Source organism: Micromonospora sp. H61, from assembly GCF_018070325.1.
GTDB classification, from domain to species: domain Bacteria; phylum Actinomycetota; class Actinomycetes; order Mycobacteriales; family Micromonosporaceae; genus Micromonospora; species Micromonospora salmantinae.
On sequence record NZ_JAGPXY010000020.1, the window covers coordinates 13,001 to 30,084 of the forward strand.

At 70.6% G+C, this 17,084-nt stretch carries 15 protein-coding genes; 9 read left to right on the forward strand and 6 right to left on the reverse strand.

The genetic code is table 11. The features are described 5' to 3' along the window. Window position 1: 1 nt before the first annotated feature. Window positions 2-139, forward strand: coding sequence for a hypothetical protein (locus tag KBX08_RS12835; protein ID WP_210783756.1), 138 nt, complete (start codon window positions 2-4; stop codon window positions 137-139). A gap of 124 nt (window positions 140-263) precedes the next feature. Here the strand turns inward: KBX08_RS12835 and KBX08_RS12840 are convergent, their stop codons facing one another. The 3 genes from KBX08_RS12840 to KBX08_RS12850 all read right to left on the reverse strand — a co-directional run bounded on the left by KBX08_RS12840 (window position 264) and on the right by KBX08_RS12850 (window position 3,787). Beyond that, window positions 264-1,613, reverse strand: a complete 1,350-nt coding sequence (locus KBX08_RS12840) for a glycoside hydrolase family 6 protein (RefSeq protein ID WP_210783589.1) — start codon at window positions 1,611-1,613, stop codon at window positions 264-266. A gap of 223 nt (window positions 1,614-1,836) precedes the next feature. Continuing rightward, entirely contained in the window at window positions 1,837-2,790 is a 954-nt protein-coding gene (locus tag KBX08_RS12845; RefSeq protein ID WP_238689921.1) for a cyclase family protein, read from the reverse strand. Between the two features lie 112 nt (window positions 2,791-2,902). Then, complete coding sequence (locus KBX08_RS12850; RefSeq protein WP_210783591.1) at window positions 2,903-3,787, reverse strand: DUF1963 domain-containing protein; 885 nt, start codon at window positions 3,785-3,787, stop codon at window positions 2,903-2,905. A 374-nt stretch (window positions 3,788-4,161) separates the two neighbouring features. On the opposite strand from KBX08_RS12850, the gene KBX08_RS12855 reads away from it, so the two are divergent. Then, window positions 4,162-5,349 carry an amidohydrolase family protein gene (locus KBX08_RS12855; protein WP_210783593.1) on the forward strand — a complete coding sequence of 396 codons (1,188 nt, stop codon included), beginning with the start codon at window positions 4,162-4,164 and terminating at the stop codon, window positions 5,347-5,349. 13 nt (window positions 5,350-5,362) lie between these two features. On the opposite strand, the gene KBX08_RS12860 is transcribed toward KBX08_RS12855, so the two are convergent. Further along, window positions 5,363-5,797 (reverse strand): glutaredoxin domain-containing protein, encoded by a 435-nt coding sequence (locus KBX08_RS12860; protein ID WP_210783595.1) that lies wholly within the window; start codon window positions 5,795-5,797, stop codon window positions 5,363-5,365. 258 nt (window positions 5,798-6,055) lie between these two features. On the opposite strand from KBX08_RS12860, the gene KBX08_RS12865 reads away from it, so the two are divergent. The 3 genes from KBX08_RS12865 to KBX08_RS12875 all read left to right on the forward strand — a co-directional run bounded on the left by KBX08_RS12865 (window position 6,056) and on the right by KBX08_RS12875 (window position 9,920). Beyond that, entirely contained in the window at window positions 6,056-7,558 is a 1,503-nt protein-coding gene (locus KBX08_RS12865; protein ID WP_238689919.1) for a family 43 glycosylhydrolase, read from the forward strand. A 62-nt stretch (window positions 7,559-7,620) separates the two neighbouring features. After that, window positions 7,621-9,276 carry an RICIN domain-containing protein gene (locus tag KBX08_RS12870; protein ID WP_372494807.1) on the forward strand — a complete coding sequence of 552 codons (1,656 nt, stop codon included), beginning with the start codon at window positions 7,621-7,623 and terminating at the stop codon, window positions 9,274-9,276. 122 nt (window positions 9,277-9,398) lie between these two features. After that, window positions 9,399-9,920, forward strand: coding sequence for a hypothetical protein (locus tag KBX08_RS12875; RefSeq protein ID WP_210783597.1), 522 nt, complete (start codon window positions 9,399-9,401; stop codon window positions 9,918-9,920). Between the two features lie 51 nt (window positions 9,921-9,971). On the opposite strand, the gene KBX08_RS12880 is transcribed toward KBX08_RS12875, so the two are convergent. After that, window positions 9,972-11,237: a prolyl oligopeptidase family serine peptidase gene (locus tag KBX08_RS12880; protein ID WP_210783599.1), complete on the reverse strand. Its 1,266-nt coding sequence runs from the start codon at window positions 11,235-11,237 to the stop codon at window positions 9,972-9,974. A 167-nt stretch (window positions 11,238-11,404) separates the two neighbouring features. Further along, entirely contained in the window at window positions 11,405-12,004 is a 600-nt protein-coding gene (locus KBX08_RS12885) for a hypothetical protein (protein WP_210783601.1), read from the reverse strand. A gap of 116 nt (window positions 12,005-12,120) precedes the next feature. Here KBX08_RS12885 and KBX08_RS12890 point away from each other — a divergent pair, with 116 nt between their 5' ends. The 4 genes from KBX08_RS12890 to KBX08_RS12905 all read left to right on the forward strand — a co-directional run bounded on the left by KBX08_RS12890 (window position 12,121) and on the right by KBX08_RS12905 (window position 17,083). Further along, complete coding sequence (locus tag KBX08_RS12890) at window positions 12,121-14,436, forward strand: tetratricopeptide repeat protein (protein ID WP_210783603.1); 2,316 nt, start codon at window positions 12,121-12,123, stop codon at window positions 14,434-14,436. Between the two features lie 84 nt (window positions 14,437-14,520). Next, entirely contained in the window at window positions 14,521-15,660 is a 1,140-nt protein-coding gene (locus KBX08_RS12895) for a sensor histidine kinase (RefSeq protein ID WP_210783605.1), read from the forward strand. After that, window positions 15,657-16,319: a response regulator transcription factor gene (locus KBX08_RS12900; RefSeq protein ID WP_210783607.1), complete on the forward strand. Its 663-nt coding sequence runs from the start codon at window positions 15,657-15,659 to the stop codon at window positions 16,317-16,319. Before KBX08_RS12895 ends, KBX08_RS12900 begins: the two co-directional genes overlap by 4 nt. Before the next feature lie 98 nt (window positions 16,320-16,417). Next, window positions 16,418-17,083: a DUF2306 domain-containing protein gene (locus tag KBX08_RS12905; RefSeq protein WP_210783609.1), complete on the forward strand. Its 666-nt coding sequence runs from the start codon at window positions 16,418-16,420 to the stop codon at window positions 17,081-17,083. Window position 17,084: the final 1 nt, after the last annotated feature.

A 17,084-nucleotide genomic window follows, 5' to 3' on the forward strand; every position in this document is an offset into this window, starting at 1 on the left:
GGTGTCGTACGCCGATCTCACTTTCGCGCAGTGGAACAACCTCTCCGATGGTGCCGCGCGCCGCCTCGCCGAGGAGATCGCCGACCGGCACGGTCTGACCGTGCCGGTCGGCCTTCAGGACACGGTGTACCCGGCCTGAGGACGACGGCTGCGGATGCGTGGGTACGCCGACGAGATCCTGACCCGGCCCGTCCTTGAGCTGAGCTGAGCAGCGCCGAACCGGGTCGGTGTCGCCGTCCCAGTGTGTCAGTGTGGAACCACGGTCACAGGGGCGGCCAGGCATTGGCCAGCAACTGACGGAAGTGCGCCGGGAACCACTCTCCGAGCGGCGGGGCGCCGGGCATCGCACCGGTGTCGTACGCGGATCCGCGAGGTGGCAGGTAGTTCGGGTCGCACAACGGCTCGTACGGCTGGCCGGCGTTCGGGCTGCCGCTGGTGCCATCGGACTCGCCGGGCGGCTTGACCCAGACGTAGGCGTCGATGCCTGGTTCCGGCGTGGCGACTGGACGCTGCCCGAGGCCGGCACCCCTCTGATTGCACCAGTTCCCGGTCACCGCCCGCCGGTCGATCCGGCTGCCGTCGACGTAACTGTTCAGATCGACAAAGGGGCCCGGGCCGGTGGGTCTGTTCGGGCCGCCCCAGCCGTTGCGTGAGGTATCGACGATCACGCCCGCGTCCGGGGAGAAGCCCGCCTCCGTCAACAGTCCCCGCAGGTGTCGCGCGTAGGGCACCTCGTCGATGAACGGGTTCCAGTCGACCCACTTCGACTGGTACACCGGTTGGCCGTTGATGACATCGTCGGCGCGGAAGTACTCCTCGTGCAGGACCGAGTAGTTGGCGGTGTTGGCCACGAAGCCATGGACGTCGGCCACCGTGCTGCCTGCGGTGGTCGCGGCCTGCGACAGCAGCGCCGTCAGCGGACCGGAGTCCTCCGGCCAGCCGACTTCGGCGTGGTGACTGATGTCGAGGTACGAGTAGACGTTGGACAGGGAACCGAGCCGGGCCAGGGCGTACCCGACCCCGTGCTGGTAGGTGCCGCGCGCCAGCGCGTCGTCACAGGCCGGTGTGGCCGCGTACCGGTTGCCGGTGTTGACGACAAGGTCGGGCAGCGAATTCGGTTCGACGAAAACGACGATCCGCAGGTCGGCGTAGTCGGGCGCAGCGAGGATCTCGACAATCGGATCAATGAACTGTGCCCGGTACCGGGCAAGGTCCCCGATCGACAGCTCACCCTGCGGGGCCCGCCGGCCGCAGTCGCGGGCCGGCAGGTTGTACAGGGTCAACTGGACGAGGTCGGCGTGCTGTGCCACGGCGGCGTCCAGGTGCTCGCGCAGGCCCATCCTTCCGTCGTCTCCCTCGATCCTGGCGATCCGGTCCAGCCAGACCGCTGTCGGCTGGCCGGCGACCGCGTCGCCGCCGGGCTCCGCGATGGCGCGGTCGACCCACTCGGGATTGACGTAGAGCTGGGCTCCGACGTAGGGGTTGGCCACCCGGTGCGGCGGATCGGCGGCGTTGGCCGGACCGGCGGCGCTGAGCAGCACCATGACGAGGACGGACACGGCGGCGGCGAGGACCGCGCGGACCCGGGCGGGTACGCCTCGCCAACGTGGCATGGTCATGGTGGTAGCCCTCTCGGAACCTGACCCGGTGCCGGCCTGCGGCTACCGGCCCGGCCTGGTTGCTCCGACCGCATCGCACCACGGCGGACACCCCTGCCATAGATTTACGTACTTCGATAACTCATCGCATTATGCCGCACCGCGTCGGACCCGGGGGCCCGTACCGCGGTGCGGTGGCTACCACTGCGAGGCTGGCGCTGGGAGTGCGCCGCGACGGTCAGAAGGTGGCGATCGGGTTGACCGGGCTGCCGGACGTGCCGGCGAAGCGGACCGGTGCGACTGCCAGGTGGAAGTCCCACTGGCCAAGCTCGGCAGCCGTCGTCGCGCACGCCTCCAGGTCGCAGTTGTCGAGCATCCACAGGCCCATCGCGACGAGGCTCACGGCGTGGACCGGCATCAACACGTCGTCGTACCCCGACGGCTGAACGTCCTGTGGTGTGTCGGCGCCGATCAACGCCACCCCCCGTTCATGCAGCCACGGCAGGCAGGACGCGTGCCAGCCGGCCTGCGTGAAGCCGCTGGCCGCACCGTTCTCGTGCCGGAAACGGCCATAGCCGGTCCGCAGGAGTATCGCGTCGCCGGGGCGCACCCGCACCCCCTGGCGACGCTCGGCCTCCTCGAGATCGTCGGGAGACACGCCCTCCCCCGGCTCCAGCCACGGCACACCGCGGGCCGCCGCGACGTCCACCAGGACACCACGCGTGACGATCCCGTTCGCGGCCGCCGTGACGGCCGCCCACGCCGAGCCCGTCGCGGCGTCGACGAACGAGTGCGACCGCCCGTTGTACATCGTGCCGTCCCAGTAGATGTGGCACGGCGAGTCGAGGTGGGTGAGGGTGTTGCCGTGGAAAGAGATGCCCAGCCGCTCGGACGAGAAGCCCCAACGCCGGTCGGCGTGGAACGCGGGCGGCATGTTCTCGGCACCCGGCATGTCGGCGGTGCACGGGCACGTCGTCGTCGACCGCTCCATGTCTCCCGGTGCGACGACCTCCCACGCGCAGGACACGCTCCTGCCGTACCGCACCGCCCGCGCCGCCGCGAGCCGGACGCCGTCGGTGATGTGGTTCAGCGTGCCGAGTTCGTCGTCGTCGCCCCACCGCCCCCAGTTGGACAGCGTGTCGAAGTACCCGAGCACCTCGTCCTGGGTCGGCATCGGTCGCCCTGCCGTCATGTCAGCATCGACTCCTCGTGTCACGCGGTGTCGAGGCACCGCAGGTCAGGGTAGCCGGCCGCTCGATCGACGGACGACCGCAGGCAGCGCACCTGCGCTGCCTGGCGCTGTTCTACTCACTGAAATCGGTCACGGAGAGCGCCTCGTCCAGCCGACCGGCGGCCAGGTCGTCGTGGCGGATGACGAAGCTGCCGTAGTAGAACTCGTCGGCCACGGAAAAACGGGCGAGCGACACCCATTCGCTCGTCAGCCGGTGCTTCTCCTTCTCCACCTGGGAATACCACTGCGCCACCGGGACGACAATCTCGCCGGCCTTCTCCCGTCCGGCGAGGGTCTGCTCCGCGATACTCCTGATCACCTCGTCGTCGGCGTACCCGCCGATATCGGCGCTGGCAAGCCCTCCATCGGGCGACCAGAGGTCGTCGGCCAGCGCACGGAGCTCCTCCAGGTGCGGCAGGTCACGCTCCAGGTCACGGACCAACTGCTGCTGGAAGGGCGACAGGTCGTCCTCGTCGTCCTCGTCGTCGTCGTGCGTCGCGATCCAAGGGGGCAGCTCCGCGACCAGCGTGGCGCGGACGTCGTACTGCTCGCCGACGAAGTTGGGGATGCTCGGTTCTTCCGCCACCTCGGTATCGGTGTCGGCCGGCACGTACACGACCCGCGCGTACCTCCGGTCTCCGGTGCCACCGGCCAGGTGGTCCTCCTGGTGGGCCAGGAAGAAGAGCAGCGAGCCGTCTGCCGGCAGGCCGAAGCCGTCGATTCTCGGCAGCGCCGCACAGTCCACGGAGAAGATGAATGGCAACGGACTGGTTCCGGCGGTCGGCCAGTCGGTGCCCACCGGTAGTCGGGGCAACCCACCGAACTGCCCGACCGGGGCACCGCCGGAACCGCCGCTCAACCGGATCGACAGACGCAGGTGGTCGGTGAACCTGCTGAGCTCGTCATCCGGAATGCCCACCTCGAGCGCTGCACGACGAAACTGCCCCTGATGATCCATGGCCCAGCATGATGCCATGGAGATACGACGGGACGACGACCCCGGCGAACGGGTGGGCCAAGGACCCTGTCCGACCTCGACCAGACATCCGTCCGGGTCGCGCAGGTGGCGCGGGGCGCCGACCCCCACCGGCCACACCAGAGGCACCCCACCTTTGCTCTGCACCCGCCCATTCGCCAGTTACGGACCGTGCGTGGTGCGTGGGCGGGTGCAGAGCAAAGGGCGGATTCCGCACGGACACCGTACGGGCGGATCGCTAACTCGGCTGGGGGACGAGACATCGCTCTGGCGAGGGAGGCTGCGCGCACTCGGCGGTGCGATGGTCAGGCCATGACCGGTGGCAGCTGCGCCGAGCGGTGTGGGATGGGGTGACGATGACGAAACATGCGGTCCGGGTGGCCCGGATGTTCGACGGCGAACGGCTCGTGGACGGCGGGGTGCTGGTCCTGGTCGACGGCGGGCGCATCGCCGACGTGCGCCGGGGTAGCGCCGGGGCGCCGGAAGGCTGGCCGGTGCGCGAGGAGCCGAACGGCACGCTGCTGCCCGGCTTGGTCGACGCGCACGTGCACCTGTGCGCCGACGCCGGGCCCGACGCGCTCGGCCGGCTCGCCGATCGTCCCGAGTCAGACCTCGACACGGTCGTCGAGGCGTCACTACGTAGGCACCTGGCGGCCGGCGTCACGACGGTCCGGGACCTGGGCGACCGGCGTGACGCGGTGCTGCGTTGGCGGGATCGGCGGGTGCGGGACGACCTTCCGACGGTGGTGGGGTCGGGCGCACCGCTCACCAGCGTCGGCGGGCACTGCTGGTCGTTGGGGGGTGAGGCGAGCGGTGTCGACGGGGTCCGCGAGGCCGTACGTCTGCGGGCGGCGGCCGGGGCCGATCTGGTGAAGGTCATGGCCAGCGGCGGGGTGTTCACCCCGGGCACCGACACCACGAGGCCGCAGTTCACCGACGAGGAGCTGACCGCCGCGCTGACGCAGGCCCACGATCTGGGCCTGCCGGTGACCGCTCACGCGCACGCGCTCGGCGCGGTCGAGCAGTCGCTGCGCGTCGGTGTGGACGGTATCGAACACTGCACCTGCGTCACCTCGGCCGGCGCCCGTGTCCCCGCTGAGCTCGCGGACCGACTGGCCGCGTCCGGGGTGGCAGTCTGTGCCACGCTCGGCACCGACCCGGCCGTGGTCACGCCACTCGAGGTGGTGGAGATGGCGGCGCGGGCCGGGCTCAGCGAGGCCGCGCTGCGCGACGGCGTTGCCACGCTGCACCGGGCCGGGGTCCGCCTGGTGGCGGGTTCGGACGCGGGTCTCGGCCCCGCGAAGCCGCACGGGATCCTGCCCGAGACGCTGGTCGAGTACGTGGTCTGCGGCATTCCCGCCACGGTCGCTCTCGCCGCAGCGACCTCGGTCGGTGCCGAGGTGTGTGGTCTGGGGCGACGCAAGGGCCGGGTCCGCCCGGGGTTCAACGCTGATCTGCTGATCGTGGACGGCGACCCGACGAGCGACATCACTGTGCTGCGCCGCCCGCTCGCGGTGTACCTCGCCGGTGACCTCCTGAGATGAGGGTGCCGTCGGGTCAGGACGAGCCGAGCTGCTGGCGGAACCAGGCCCGGTCGGGGTTCACGACGGCTTGGTCGCCGAGCACGACGGTGGGCACTGTCTCATTGCCGCCGGCTACCGCCCGGACGGCGGCGGCAGCGGCCGGGTCACGCCAGATGTCCACCCAGTGCGCCCGCCGCGCGAGCCGGCCGAGGGAGAACCGGAGCCGGAGGCAGTAGTGACAGCCGGGACGCCAGTACACGATCGGCCGGCCGTCGACCGCGCTGGCCCGTTGCGCCTCGGCGGCGCCCATCGAGCGGGGAAAGGCCCACGGTGACAGCAGCAACGCCAACGCCAGGAAGACCACCAACTCGACGCCGCCGACGACGGGCAGACCATCGGCCAGTTGCGTCACCGCCACCAGCACGCCGAACGCCGCCATCAGGATCGCCAGAGCCCACCGTCGCAGCACGCCGAGGACACTACCTCCAGGTGCGCGACGGCGGCTGCTCCGGCCAGGAGGGCGGCCACCATACCTTGACAGCCATCGATGTTAACGCCAACATGAACTCCGCCACCTGATAGCAACGCCACCGTCACATTCCCAGCCCTTCGCGCCTCTCCCCCGGTCCTGCCCGACGTCGCCGCCCGGCGTCGACCGGACCGGCCACGGGATTGTCGCGGTGCCACCGGTGCTGGTCATGGCCGTTCCCAAGCTCGCGGAGGACACATGCCGCTGCCATCCCCTCGAACCGACCCGAACACCCGTCGGGGGCCTGCCGGCCACGGCGTCACTTGGCGTCTGCGGTCGATGCTGGCCGCGGTGTTGGTGGTCCTCGCCGTGTCGGCCGGCCTGCTCGTGGCGGCGCCGGCGCAGGCCGCGCCGGCCGTCAACTACACCAACCCGCTGGTGAACCAGCGGGCCGACCCGCACATCTTCCGGCACACCGACGGCTACTACTACCTGACCGCGACGGTGCCGCAGTACGACCGGATCGTCCTGCGCCGAGCGACCACACTGCAAGGATTGGCGACGGCCGCGGAGACGACGATCTGGAGCCGCCACACCAGCGGAGAGATGGGCGCCCACATCTGGGCGCCAGAGATCCACTTCATAAACAATCGGTGGTACATCTACTTCGCTGCCGGCCGCACCGACGACGTGTGGCGGATCCGGATGTACGTGCTGGAGAACGCCAACGCGAATCCGCTGACCGGTTCGTGGACGGAACGCGGCCGCATCACCACGCCCTGGGACACCTTCAGCCTGGACGCCTCGACCTTCGTCGCCAACGGGGTGCGCTATCTGACCTGGGCCCAGCAGGAACCGGCGATCGGAAACAACTCCAACGTCTACCTCGCCCGGATGGGTGCCAACCCGTGGCAGATCACCGGCACCGTGACTCGGCTCGTCGTGCCGACGTACGACTGGGAGACCCGCGGCTACCGGGTTGCCGAGGGACCGGCGGTGATCCAACGAAATGGCCGGATCTTCCTGACCTACTCCGCCAGCGCCACGGACGCCAACTACTGCCTCGGGATGCTGAGCGCCTCCGCCAGCGCGAACCTGCTCGATGCCGCCTCCTGGAGCAAGAGCCCCAGCCCGGTGTTCGCCAGCAACGCGGCCACCAGCCAGTACGGCCCCGGCCACAACTCGTTCACCGTCTCCGAGGACGGGCAGAGCGACATCCTCGTCTACCACGACCGGAACTACCGCGACATCACCGGCGACCCGCTCAACGACCCGAACCGACGCACCCGGCTGCAGAAGGTGTACTGGAACGCCGACGGCACCCCGAACTTCGGCATCCCGGTGCCCGACGGGGCCACACCGGTGCGGCTGCGGTCACATGATCAGGCCAGCAGCTACATCCGGCACTACGACTATCGGGCCCGGATCGAGCCGAACGTGACCAACCTGGCCGACTCCCAGTTCCGCATCGTCACCGGCCTCGCCGGCGGCGGTTCGGTGTCGCTGGAGTCGACCAACTTCCCCGGTTACTACCTACGTCACCGGGGCTACGCCCTGTACGTGGAGAAGAACGACGGCTCGGCGCTGTTCGGCGGCGACGCGAGCTTCCGTCGTCAAGGCGGCCTCGCCGACAGCGCCGGGATCTCCCTGGAGTCGCAGAACTTCCCGGGCCGCCACGTGCGCCACCGCGACGGACTGCTCTACATCGAGGCGGTCAGTTCGAGCGCCGAACGCGCCTCGGCCACCTTCCACCTGGAGTAGGCGCCCGCGGTCGTCGACACCCGTCCAGTTTCGCCCGGAGCCCATTCCAGCCAGGAGGAGCGATGTCCGCTACCAGCACGAGAAGACCGTCCGGCAGTGGGACGATGCGTCGCGGCCGGCGTACGGGCCTGGTGCTCGCCATGATCACCATGCTGGTCGGCGCGGTTGGTGCCGTTCTGGTCGGCGCACCGCCGGCAGCGGCGGCGAGCATCGACACCAACGCCTACTACGTCCTGGTCAACCGGAACAGCGGCAAGGTCCTCGACGTCCGGGACACCTCGACGGCGGACGGCGCGGTGATCCAGCAGTGGTCCCGTAACGACGGCGCGTGGCAACAGTTCCAGTTCGTCTCCTCCGGCAGCGGCTACTACCGCCTCAAGGCCCGGCACAGCGGCAAGGTCGTCGACCTCTGGGAGTGGAACACCGCTGACGGCGCCGAGTACCGCCAGTGGTCCGATGTCAACGGCATCAACCAGCAGTTCCAGGTCCTCGACTCCGACAGCGGTTACGTCCGGCTGATCAACCGCCACTCGGCCAAGGCACTTGAGGTCTGGGAGCGGTCCACCGCCGACGGGGGCCGGATCAGTCAGTACGCCGACCTCAACGGCCCGAACCAGCAGTGGCAGCTGGTCGCGGTAGGCGGCGGCACGCCACCGACCACCGGCTGTGGCAGCGGGTCGAGCAACGCCGAGGCCGTACTGAGCGGGAGCACCTGGACGGCCCGCAACGGCTCGTCGACGGTCTACTCGGGTTCGGACATGCTGTCGGCGATGCAGGCGGCGGTCAACTCGCTCTCGACGGGTCGTACGTCGAAGCAGCGGGTGGTGGTTCGCGGCTCCGGCTCGATGAGCGCGGGCTCGCGGTTGTCGCTGCCGTCGTACACGACTCTGGCGGTGTGCGGCACGATCAACGTGACCGGGTCGGGCTCGGGTGACCAGGCGCCGGTGTACTCGCGGGGGACCACTGACGTCGAGGTGCAGAACCTCACGCTGACCGGTTCACCGTTGTACGGGATCTTCATGCGCAACGTGAACAACCTGACTCTCGGGCAGATCGACATGCGGCTCTCCGCCGGGCTGGGCGTACGCATCGACAACCACGGTGGAGATCGGGCGGTGAAGGTTCGCAACGTCCGCATCGACAACGTGTACGTGTCGGGGAGCGGCACCCACGGGGTGGAGACGTACGGCGTGGACGGTCTGACGATCGGCACGGTCACGGCCCGGAACACCCGGGACTCCGGCCTGCTGCTCAACGACACGATCAACGCCACGGTGGGCACTGTCGACGCGCAGGGCGCCGGGGCCGGAACCGGGTACGCGGCGTTCCGGATGGCCAACCGCAACGGCCGGGTGGGCAACTCGTACCCGACCAATATCCGGGTGGGAACCGTGCTCGCGTCCGGCGGTGGCCGGGGGATCTTCTGCGTGTCGGAGTCCGGTGGCGCGGTCATCGACCGGGTGACGATCTCGAACACGGGCAACAACGCGATCCTTGTGGAGAACTGCTACAACGTCGTCATCGCCGGGGTGTCCGGGACGGTGACGGGCGGCGGCGAGGTGCGGATCGCGGCCCGGAGCGAGTTCCCGATCTCCTCCGGCATCCGGTTCCAGAATCTGACCGTCAGCGGCACCAACATCACCCAGAGCCCCTGCGGTGGGGCGAACAACACGATCAGCAACGTCACCCGGGTCAACTCGACCCTGACGTGGTGTTGACCCGGTGAAGAGCGGCCGCCCCGGTAGGGGCGGCCGCTCTCAGTCGGATCGAGGTTGGTGTGCTCCGGCCCGGGCCGGTCGCGGGGTTTCGTCGGCTGTCGCTTGCGGGTAGCCGATGGCCCATGAACCGCAATCTCGTCAAGGCTCTACAGGTCGCGTGGGAGCTGCCGGAGTTCCGCACCGGGGTGCGACACGTCGTCGATCTCGATGAGGTCGCGGTGCTGCTGGCCACGCTGTCCGTTCCGGACCATGACCACGAGGTGGAGCGCAGCCTGCTGAGCCTGCTGCGGTCCGCCCTGGACACTGTCGAGATTCGGGAAGCGGTGTTGCTGCTGCTGGAGCAGGACGAGGTGCGCAGACCGCTCGTCGCGGCCGCGGTGGAGCCGCTGGCTGACCGGCCGGGTCGGGCTGCCGCCATCGCGTCGGCGGCCGAGGATCCTGTGGTGCGGCGTGAGGTGAGGGCGGTGTTGGCCAGCGCCAAGGTGCGCGAGCTGATCTGGCAGGCGATCGAGAACCAGTTGAGCGACGACCGGTTCGGCCTGATCCGCCGGGCGGCGGTGCTGTTCGTGCGGCACCCGAGCGTCCGGCGCCTCGCCTGGGCCCTGCGCCGGCACGGGGTGTTGCGCGAGCTACGCCGCAAGTAGGCCGTGCCGGCCGGCCGGTCGGCACTCGTCGGCCTGCCCTCGGAGGGCAGATCACCGACGGCGGCGGGCCATCCACTGCCAGATGTGGGTGCCGTTGAGCCTCGGGTCGTTGCGGGCCACGTAGATCCAGGACCAGTGACCGGGGAACTGGTAGCCGTTCCAGACGACGTGGTCGTACAGGCTGATCAGTGATCCCGGGATGAGGTCGTGGGCGTGGATCGTGTTGGTCTCGGGTGGCACGGTGTCGTCGTCGCGCGAGGTGACCAGCCAGGTCGGGGTCCGAATCTTCGCCAGCTCCGCGTCGGTGATCAGCGGCGGGCCCTCCCCGCTGAGCGGCTCGACGACACCGCAGATCGGCACCGAGGCGGCGAACAGGTCGGGGTAGGTCGAGGTCATCTCCAGGGACATGTAGCCGCCGTTGCTGCAACCGACCACGTAGATCCGGTCCGGGTCGACACGCTTGCGGCGTACGAGGTCCTGAATGATCTCGCGGATCAGCGGGGCGAACCGGGGGCCGTCCTCCATCCAGTAGGAGGTGCTCTGCGGCGCGACGACGTACGCGCCGGAGAAGATCCGCTGGGCCTGCGGGGTGGCGAAGCCGAGCGCTCCCCGGTTGGCGCGCAGCGTGGTCTCGTTGTCGTAGTAGTCGTCCGGCAGCGAGGCGCCCTCGCCGCCACCGTGCAGCCAGACGATCAGTGGTCGCCGGCCATGCCGGGGCGAGTGGTCGGGCGAGTACAGCCGGTACTTCATACCCGAGCCCGAGACGTGGTGGCTGAAGGCGTCCACCTCGGGGTTTGACAGCCCTGCCTGCACGAAGCGGCTGATGGTCACCGGCGAGCCGTGCCGCCGGACGATCGGGGTGTTCTGGGTGATGGTGTAGACGAGGTCCAGCCGGACGTTGCGGCCCCTGCTCAGGATGTAGCCGAGGGTGCCACCGCCGGGTTGGCCCTCGGCGTGGCTCAACTCCAGCACGATGTTGCCGTGCCGGTCGAGTCGGGCCGCGGTCACCGTGCGGTCCAGGTCGTACTCGCTGAAGATCTGGTCGCCGGGAGCGATCGGGATCGGGCTGGTGGCCTTGGCGTGCACTGTGAACGTGCCGGGGGTCAGCGCGGCCGGGTCGATCGATCCGAGCCGGCGGGTGTCGAGGGTGACCGAGGTGACCTGCTCACCGCCGTCGAGCGTTCTCGCGCCGAGGGTGAAGCTCACGTTGGTGGGATGGTGTCCACCGGCGTGGGCGGCGGCGCCGGGCAGGGCCAGGCCGATGGCGGCACCGGCCCCACCGGCCAGGACGGTGCGGCGAGTGACAGACGTGGACATGCGGGCCCCCGTAGCTTGCGATGTAGAAGCTTATCGATGGCACCTCAACGTAACGCCGCGGAGATCCGCTGGCAACCGGTGCCGGCACGAGTGATCAGGGCGCCCCACGTCGTGAAGCTACGCGGAAGACGCCCTGATCAGTCACGGGAGGAAGGCCACCGGCACGGTCAGCTCAGGCGCTCGAACACGGAGAACGGGTAGACCCAGGCGGGGTTGAAGATGAGGCCCAGCCGGTGCAGGTACCGCTGGCAGGTGCTCGGCTGCGCCGGGTCGGGGCAGAACGTCACCCACAGCTCGGAGTAGCCGTCCTTCTCGGTCGGGCTGTAGCTGACGATCTGGTCCCGCACCACGAACTGCAGCGAGGTCAGTCGGGGGTCCTGCACGTCGTTGGGGAAGGCGAGGGACGTGTCCAGGCCGTAGAGCACGATCTCGTTGGCGAACAGGCAGACGCTCGCCTGGAAGTACAACTCGTAGATGGTGGTGTAGGTGGCGGTCTCGTACACCTCCTCGGAGACCTCCTCGCGGTAGCACGGGGTGCCCGGCGGGAACGCGGGTGGCGTGGGCACCGGGATCGCGTTGGTCGTGATGTCACCGGTGGTGCGGGTCGAGCTGCCCGACGACGTCGCGCGCAGGCCGCCGTCGGAGCAGGCCGCCTTCGTCTTGCAGATGGCCGCGTCGGGCGCCGCCGACGCGGCCGCCGCCGGGACGGTGAGCGTTGCCGCGAGCACGGTCAGGGCCAGGACCAGAGGCTTGAGATGTACGGACACGTAACCTCCAATGGTTCGATCAGTGCGCTCTGCACCCGAGCAGAATCGCCGAGCGGGCCGGCCCTCTGGCCGGGATTCCGTACACCGCCGTACACTGACGAACGTCTATTTTGACTGTGGGGGGCAGGACGCTGGATGCTGCGACGGCGCGAACGTCCGACGACCTTGCCGGGTTGTTGCGGGCGTTGCGACGCAGGCACGCACGCCAACAGGGCGACAGCGAGCTGACCTATCGCGAGCTGGCCGCCCGCACCGGCTGGTCGCACACGGCGATCGCGGAGTACCTCACCGGGAAAACGCTGCCACCGACCGACCGGCTCGACGCCCTGGTCCGGCTCCTCGGTGCCACGCCGGCCGAGCAGGGCGCGTTGGCCACCGCCCGGGACCGGATCGAGGAGAGCCGCCGTCGCGCGCCCCGCGCACCCGCCCGGATGGTGCCCCGGCAGTTGCCCGCCGACGTGGCCAGCCTCGCCGGTCGTGAGGACGAGTTGGCCCTTCTCGACAAGCTGGTCGCCGCGCCCACCGCCGTCGTGGTCGCCGCCATCTCGGGCACCGCCGGGGTGGGTAAGACCGCCCTGGCCGTGCACTGGGCGCATCGCGTCGCCGACCGGTTCGACGACGGTCAGCTCTACGTGAACCTGCGCGGCTTCGACCCGCGCGGGCAGGCGCTGAGCGCGGCGAAGGCGCTGCACGGCTTCCTGGACGCGCTCGGAGTGCCGGCCGCCCGGGTGCCCGCCGACCTCGACGCCCAGGCCGCCCTGTACCGCAGCGCGCTGGCCGGCAAACGGGTCCTGATCGTGCTCGACAACGCCCGGGACGCCGAACAGGTCCGTCCGTTGCTGCCCGGCACACCCACCACCGTGGTGCTGGTGACGAGCCGCAACCAGCTCACCTCTCTGGTCAGCCTCGACAGCGCGCACCCACTACCGCTCGGCCTGCTCAGCCGCGCCGCGGCCAGTCACCTGCTCACCAACCGGCTCGGCGCTGAACGGGTGGCCGCCGAGCCGGAGGCCGCCGAGGCGATCATCGCCGCCTGCGCCCGGCTACCGCTCGCGTTGAGCATCGCCGCCGCCAGAGCCCAGCAGTCCGGCTTCCCGCTGGCCGTCCTCGCGACCGAGCTGGGGACGGTCGGTCGGCGGTTCGGCGTACTGGACGCAGGTGACGCGGTCGGTGAGGTACGGGCGGTGTTCTCCTGGTCGTACACCGCGCTCACCCCGCCGGCGGCCGACCTGTTCCGGCTGCTGGGCCTGCACCCCGGCCCGGACACCACTGTGCCCGCGGCGGCGAGCCTGGCCGGTCTTCCGGCGGAAGGCACCCGCCGGTCGCTGACCGAGCTGACCCGAGCGAACCTGCTCGCCGAGTACCGGCCCGGCCGGTTCACGGCGCACGACCTGTTGCGGGCGTACGCCGCTGAACTCAGCGACGGCACCGATCCCGAGCCGGACCGTCGGGCCGCCACCACTCGGCTTCTCGACCACTACACCCACACCGCCCACACCGCCGACGCCCTGCTGCGCCCGTACGGCGACCCGGTCGACCACCTCGTGACGCCGCCCGCTGACGGCGTGCATCCTGAGCGACCCACCACCCACGCGGAGGCGATGGCCTGGTTGACCGCGGAACATCCGGTCCTGCTCGCCGCGCTCCGGCAGGCCGCCGGTGCCGGGTTCGACGCGCACACCTGGCGGTTGGGGCGGGCCCTCGACACGTTCCTTGACCGGCAGGGGCACTGGCACGACCGTGTCGAGACCTGCCGGGCGGCCCTGCTCGCCGCCGAGCGCCTCGGCGACCCGGTCGCACAGGCGGTCGCGCACCGCTTCCTGGCCGGCGCCCACACGGTGGTCAGCCAGTACGCCGACGCGCTGGGCCACCTCGAACAGGCCCTCGACCTGTACGTCCGCGCCGGGGACACCGAGGGCGAGGCGCGTACGCACCAGAACCTCGCCTCGTTGTGGGACCGGCAGGGCGAGCCCCGGAAGGCCCTTGAGCACTCGAAGCGGACCCTTGTGCTGGCCGAGGCCGCCGGCCACCGCAGGGCCCAGGCCGACGCGCTCAACGCGGTCGGCTGGTGCCTCGCCCAGCTCGGCGAGCACCTCGGGGCGTTGGCGTACTGCGAGCAGGCACTCGAACTCCTTCAGCAGCTCGACGACCGGGCCGGTGAGGCCGCCACCTGGGACAGCCTCGGCTTCGCACACCATCACCTCGGCCAGTACGGCCGGGCCGTGGAGTGCTACGAGCGCACGCTCGAGCTGACGCGCGACCTCGGGGACCGCTGGGGCGAGGCGGACACCCTCAGCCGGCTCGGTGACACCCGCCACGCCCTTGGCGACCCCGTTTCCGGTCGGGCCGACTGGCAGCGGGCACTGGACATCTTCACCGCCCTCGACCATCCGGACGCCGCCGCCGTCCGCGCCAAACTTCAGCTCACGTAATCGAGACCATCGCCCAGCGACCGGCCACCCGGGTCGTACTTTGGAACGATCTGGAGTCGCACCACCGTTCGTACGATGAGTCCCATGCATCCTCGCCTGCACGCGGTGTTGACCGAGCCGCGTGTCTCCCCCGCCCCGTCGCGGACGTGGCGCGACTGGGCGATGGTCGCCGCCCTCGCGCCGGCGATCGTGGTGGAAGGAATCTTCCGACCCGATCTGCCCTGGCGGGTGGGCTGCGTCGTCGTCGCGCTCGCGCTGCTGCCCACGCTCCTGTGGCGGCGTACGGCGCCGCTCGCGATGGTGGTGATCGCGTTCGGCTGCACCACGGTCGCCCCGTTCGTGCTACCCGGCGATCCCTGCCAGCTGTTCACGGCGAGCTTCCTGGTCCTCCTGGTCTACGCGCTGTTCCGCTGGGGCTCCGGCCGGGAAGCCGTGCTCGGTTCGTTCTTCGTGGTGACCAAGGTGACCGCCGCCGGCCTGGTCGGCTCGGCCGACGGCGGTGAGCTGGTCGCCGGCTTCGCGGTGATGTTCGCCGCCGCCACGCTGGGTGTCGCCATCCGCTTCCGCGCCGCCGCCCGGCTGCGCGAGCTGGATCGGGTGAAGCTGTTGGAGCGTGAACGGCTCGCCCGCGACCTGCACGACACGGTTGCCCACCACGTGTCGGCGATGGCGATCCGAGCCCAGGCCGGCATCGCCGCGTCGGCGACCCAGCCGGATGCCGCCGTCGAGGCGCTGCGCACCATCGAGGCCGAAGCGTCCCGTGCGCTTGCCGAGATGCGCGCGATGGTCCGCGTCCTGCGCCGCAACGAGCCCGCCGACCTGGCGCCCAACCCGCAGGTCGCCGACATCGGGCGGCTCGCCGGCCAGTTCCGCACCGGTCCGACCGTCGACGTGGAGCTGCGCGGCGACCTCGGCGAGCTTCCGCCAACTGTCGGCTCCGCGCTCTACCGCCTGGCCCAGGAGTCGGTCACCAATGCCCGTCGCCACGCGCGCCACGCCACCCGCATCGAGGTCAGCGTCGCTGCCGACGACACGTCCGTGCGCCTGCGGGTCAGCGACGATGGCGAGGCCGGCGCCGCTCGTCCGACCGGCTCGCCCGGTTTCGGCCTGGTGGGCATGATGGAGCGCGCCGACCTGCTCGGCGGCACCTGCGAGGCCGGCCCCGATCCCGACCGTGGATGGACCGTCACGGCCGTGCTTCCGCGCGAGGGGGTCGGCGCGTGACGGTTCGCGTCCTCGTGGCGGACGACCAGGAGATCGTCCGTACCGGCCTCACCATCATCCTGAACACGCAGCCCGGCATCGAGGTCGTCGGTGGGGCGGGCGACGGCCGCCAGGCGGTCGAACTCGCCCGTCGGCTCCGCCCCGACGTGTGCCTGTTCGACATCCGGATGCCGGGCATGGACGGCATCGAGGCCACCCGGGCGCTCGCCGGGCCAACGGTCCCTGATCCGCTAGCGGTGGTCGTCATCACGACCTTCGACCTCGACGAGTACGTGTACGCGGCGCTGCGGGCGGGCGCCCGCGGCTTCCTGCTCAAGGAGGCCGGCCCCGACCTGCTCAGCCAGGCCGTGCACGCCGCCGCCAACGGGGACGCGCTGATCGCGCCGAGCGTCACCACGCGGCTGCTGAAGGCGTTCGCCGACGCCGATCCGGCCGCACCGCGCAGGCAGCCCATCGAGGCGCTCACCGACCGGGAGGAGCAGGTCCTGGTCGCCGTTGCGCGGGGACGCACCAACCAGGAGATCGCCGACGAGCTCTACATCACGTTGAGCACGGTCAAGTCGCACGTCACCAGCCTGATGACCAAGCTGGGGGTGCGTAACCGGGTCGAGTTGGCGATGTGGGCGTACGAGACCAACCGCCGCCGACGGCAGTGGTGACCGGCGGAAGTACGACGACGGCGTCCGACCATGGGCCGACCCGACTGCGGCCCATGTGCCGATGAGCGAGGGCGGGTGCGGCGTACACCATCGATGGCATGACGATGCGCGAGTGGCGGCTACCGGCCGCGTTGATCCTGCTGGGCCTGATACCGATGCTCGCCGGCGCCGGACGCCTCACCGAGCTGGGCAGCGGACCGGAGGTCACCCCGGCCAACGCGCGCTTCGTCGCCGATCCGCTGCCGGTGGTGCTGCACATCGTCGGCGCGGCGGTCTACACGATCCTCGGCGCGTTCCAGTTCGTGCCCCGTCTGCGCCGCCACTCCTGGCACCGCCGTACCGGCCGCGTGCTCGTCCCCTGCGGGCTGACGGTCGCCTTCACCGGCCTGTGGATGGCCGTCGCGTACGACCTGCCGGCCCATGACAACGACGTGCTCGCCGGCATGCGACTCGTCTTCGGCTCGGCCATGGCCGGCGCGATCCTGCTCGGCCTCGCCGCCGTGTTACGCCGGGACATCGCCCAGCACCGCAGGTGGATGGCGCGCGGTTACGCGATCGGCCTCGGCGCCGGTACCCAGGCGTTCACCCACGCGCCGTATTTCATCGCGACCGGTGAACAGCCCGACGGTAACGTCCGGGCCGGCCTGGTGGTCGCCGGCTGGTTGATCAACCTTGCGGTGGCCGAGTGGTACCTGCGGCGTCCGACTCGGGCCGTCGCCGCGGTGGCCCTGCGCCGAGCTGAGCCCGCGCCGCAGAGAGGCTGAG

What these genes read in the sequence shown, in the direction of transcription:
- KBX08_RS12840 (WP_210783589.1), bottom strand. Translation starts at nt 1,613, where the DNA reads ATGCCACGTTGGCGAGGCGTACCCGCCCGGGTCCGCGCGGTCCTCGCC.
- KBX08_RS12845 (WP_238689921.1), bottom strand. Translation starts at nt 2,790, where the DNA reads ATGACGGCAGGGCGACCGATGCCGACCCAGGACGAGGTGCTCGGGTAC.
- KBX08_RS12850 (WP_210783591.1), bottom strand. Translation starts at nt 3,787, where the DNA reads ATGGATCATCAGGGGCAGTTTCGTCGTGCAGCGCTCGAGGTGGGCATT.
- KBX08_RS12855 (WP_210783593.1), top strand. Translation starts at nt 4,162, where the DNA reads ATGACGAAACATGCGGTCCGGGTGGCCCGGATGTTCGACGGCGAACGG.
- KBX08_RS12865 (WP_238689919.1), top strand. Translation starts at nt 6,056, where the DNA reads ATGCCGCTGCCATCCCCTCGAACCGACCCGAACACCCGTCGGGGGCCT.
- KBX08_RS12870 (WP_372494807.1), top strand. Translation starts at nt 7,621, where the DNA reads ATGTCCGCTACCAGCACGAGAAGACCGTCCGGCAGTGGGACGATGCGT.
- KBX08_RS12875 (WP_210783597.1), top strand. Translation starts at nt 9,399, where the DNA reads ATGAACCGCAATCTCGTCAAGGCTCTACAGGTCGCGTGGGAGCTGCCG.
- KBX08_RS12880 (WP_210783599.1), bottom strand. Translation starts at nt 11,237, where the DNA reads ATGTCCACGTCTGTCACTCGCCGCACCGTCCTGGCCGGTGGGGCCGGT.
- KBX08_RS12895 (WP_210783605.1), top strand. Translation starts at nt 14,521, where the DNA reads ATGCATCCTCGCCTGCACGCGGTGTTGACCGAGCCGCGTGTCTCCCCC.
- KBX08_RS12905 (WP_210783609.1), top strand. Translation starts at nt 16,418, where the DNA reads ATGACGATGCGCGAGTGGCGGCTACCGGCCGCGTTGATCCTGCTGGGC.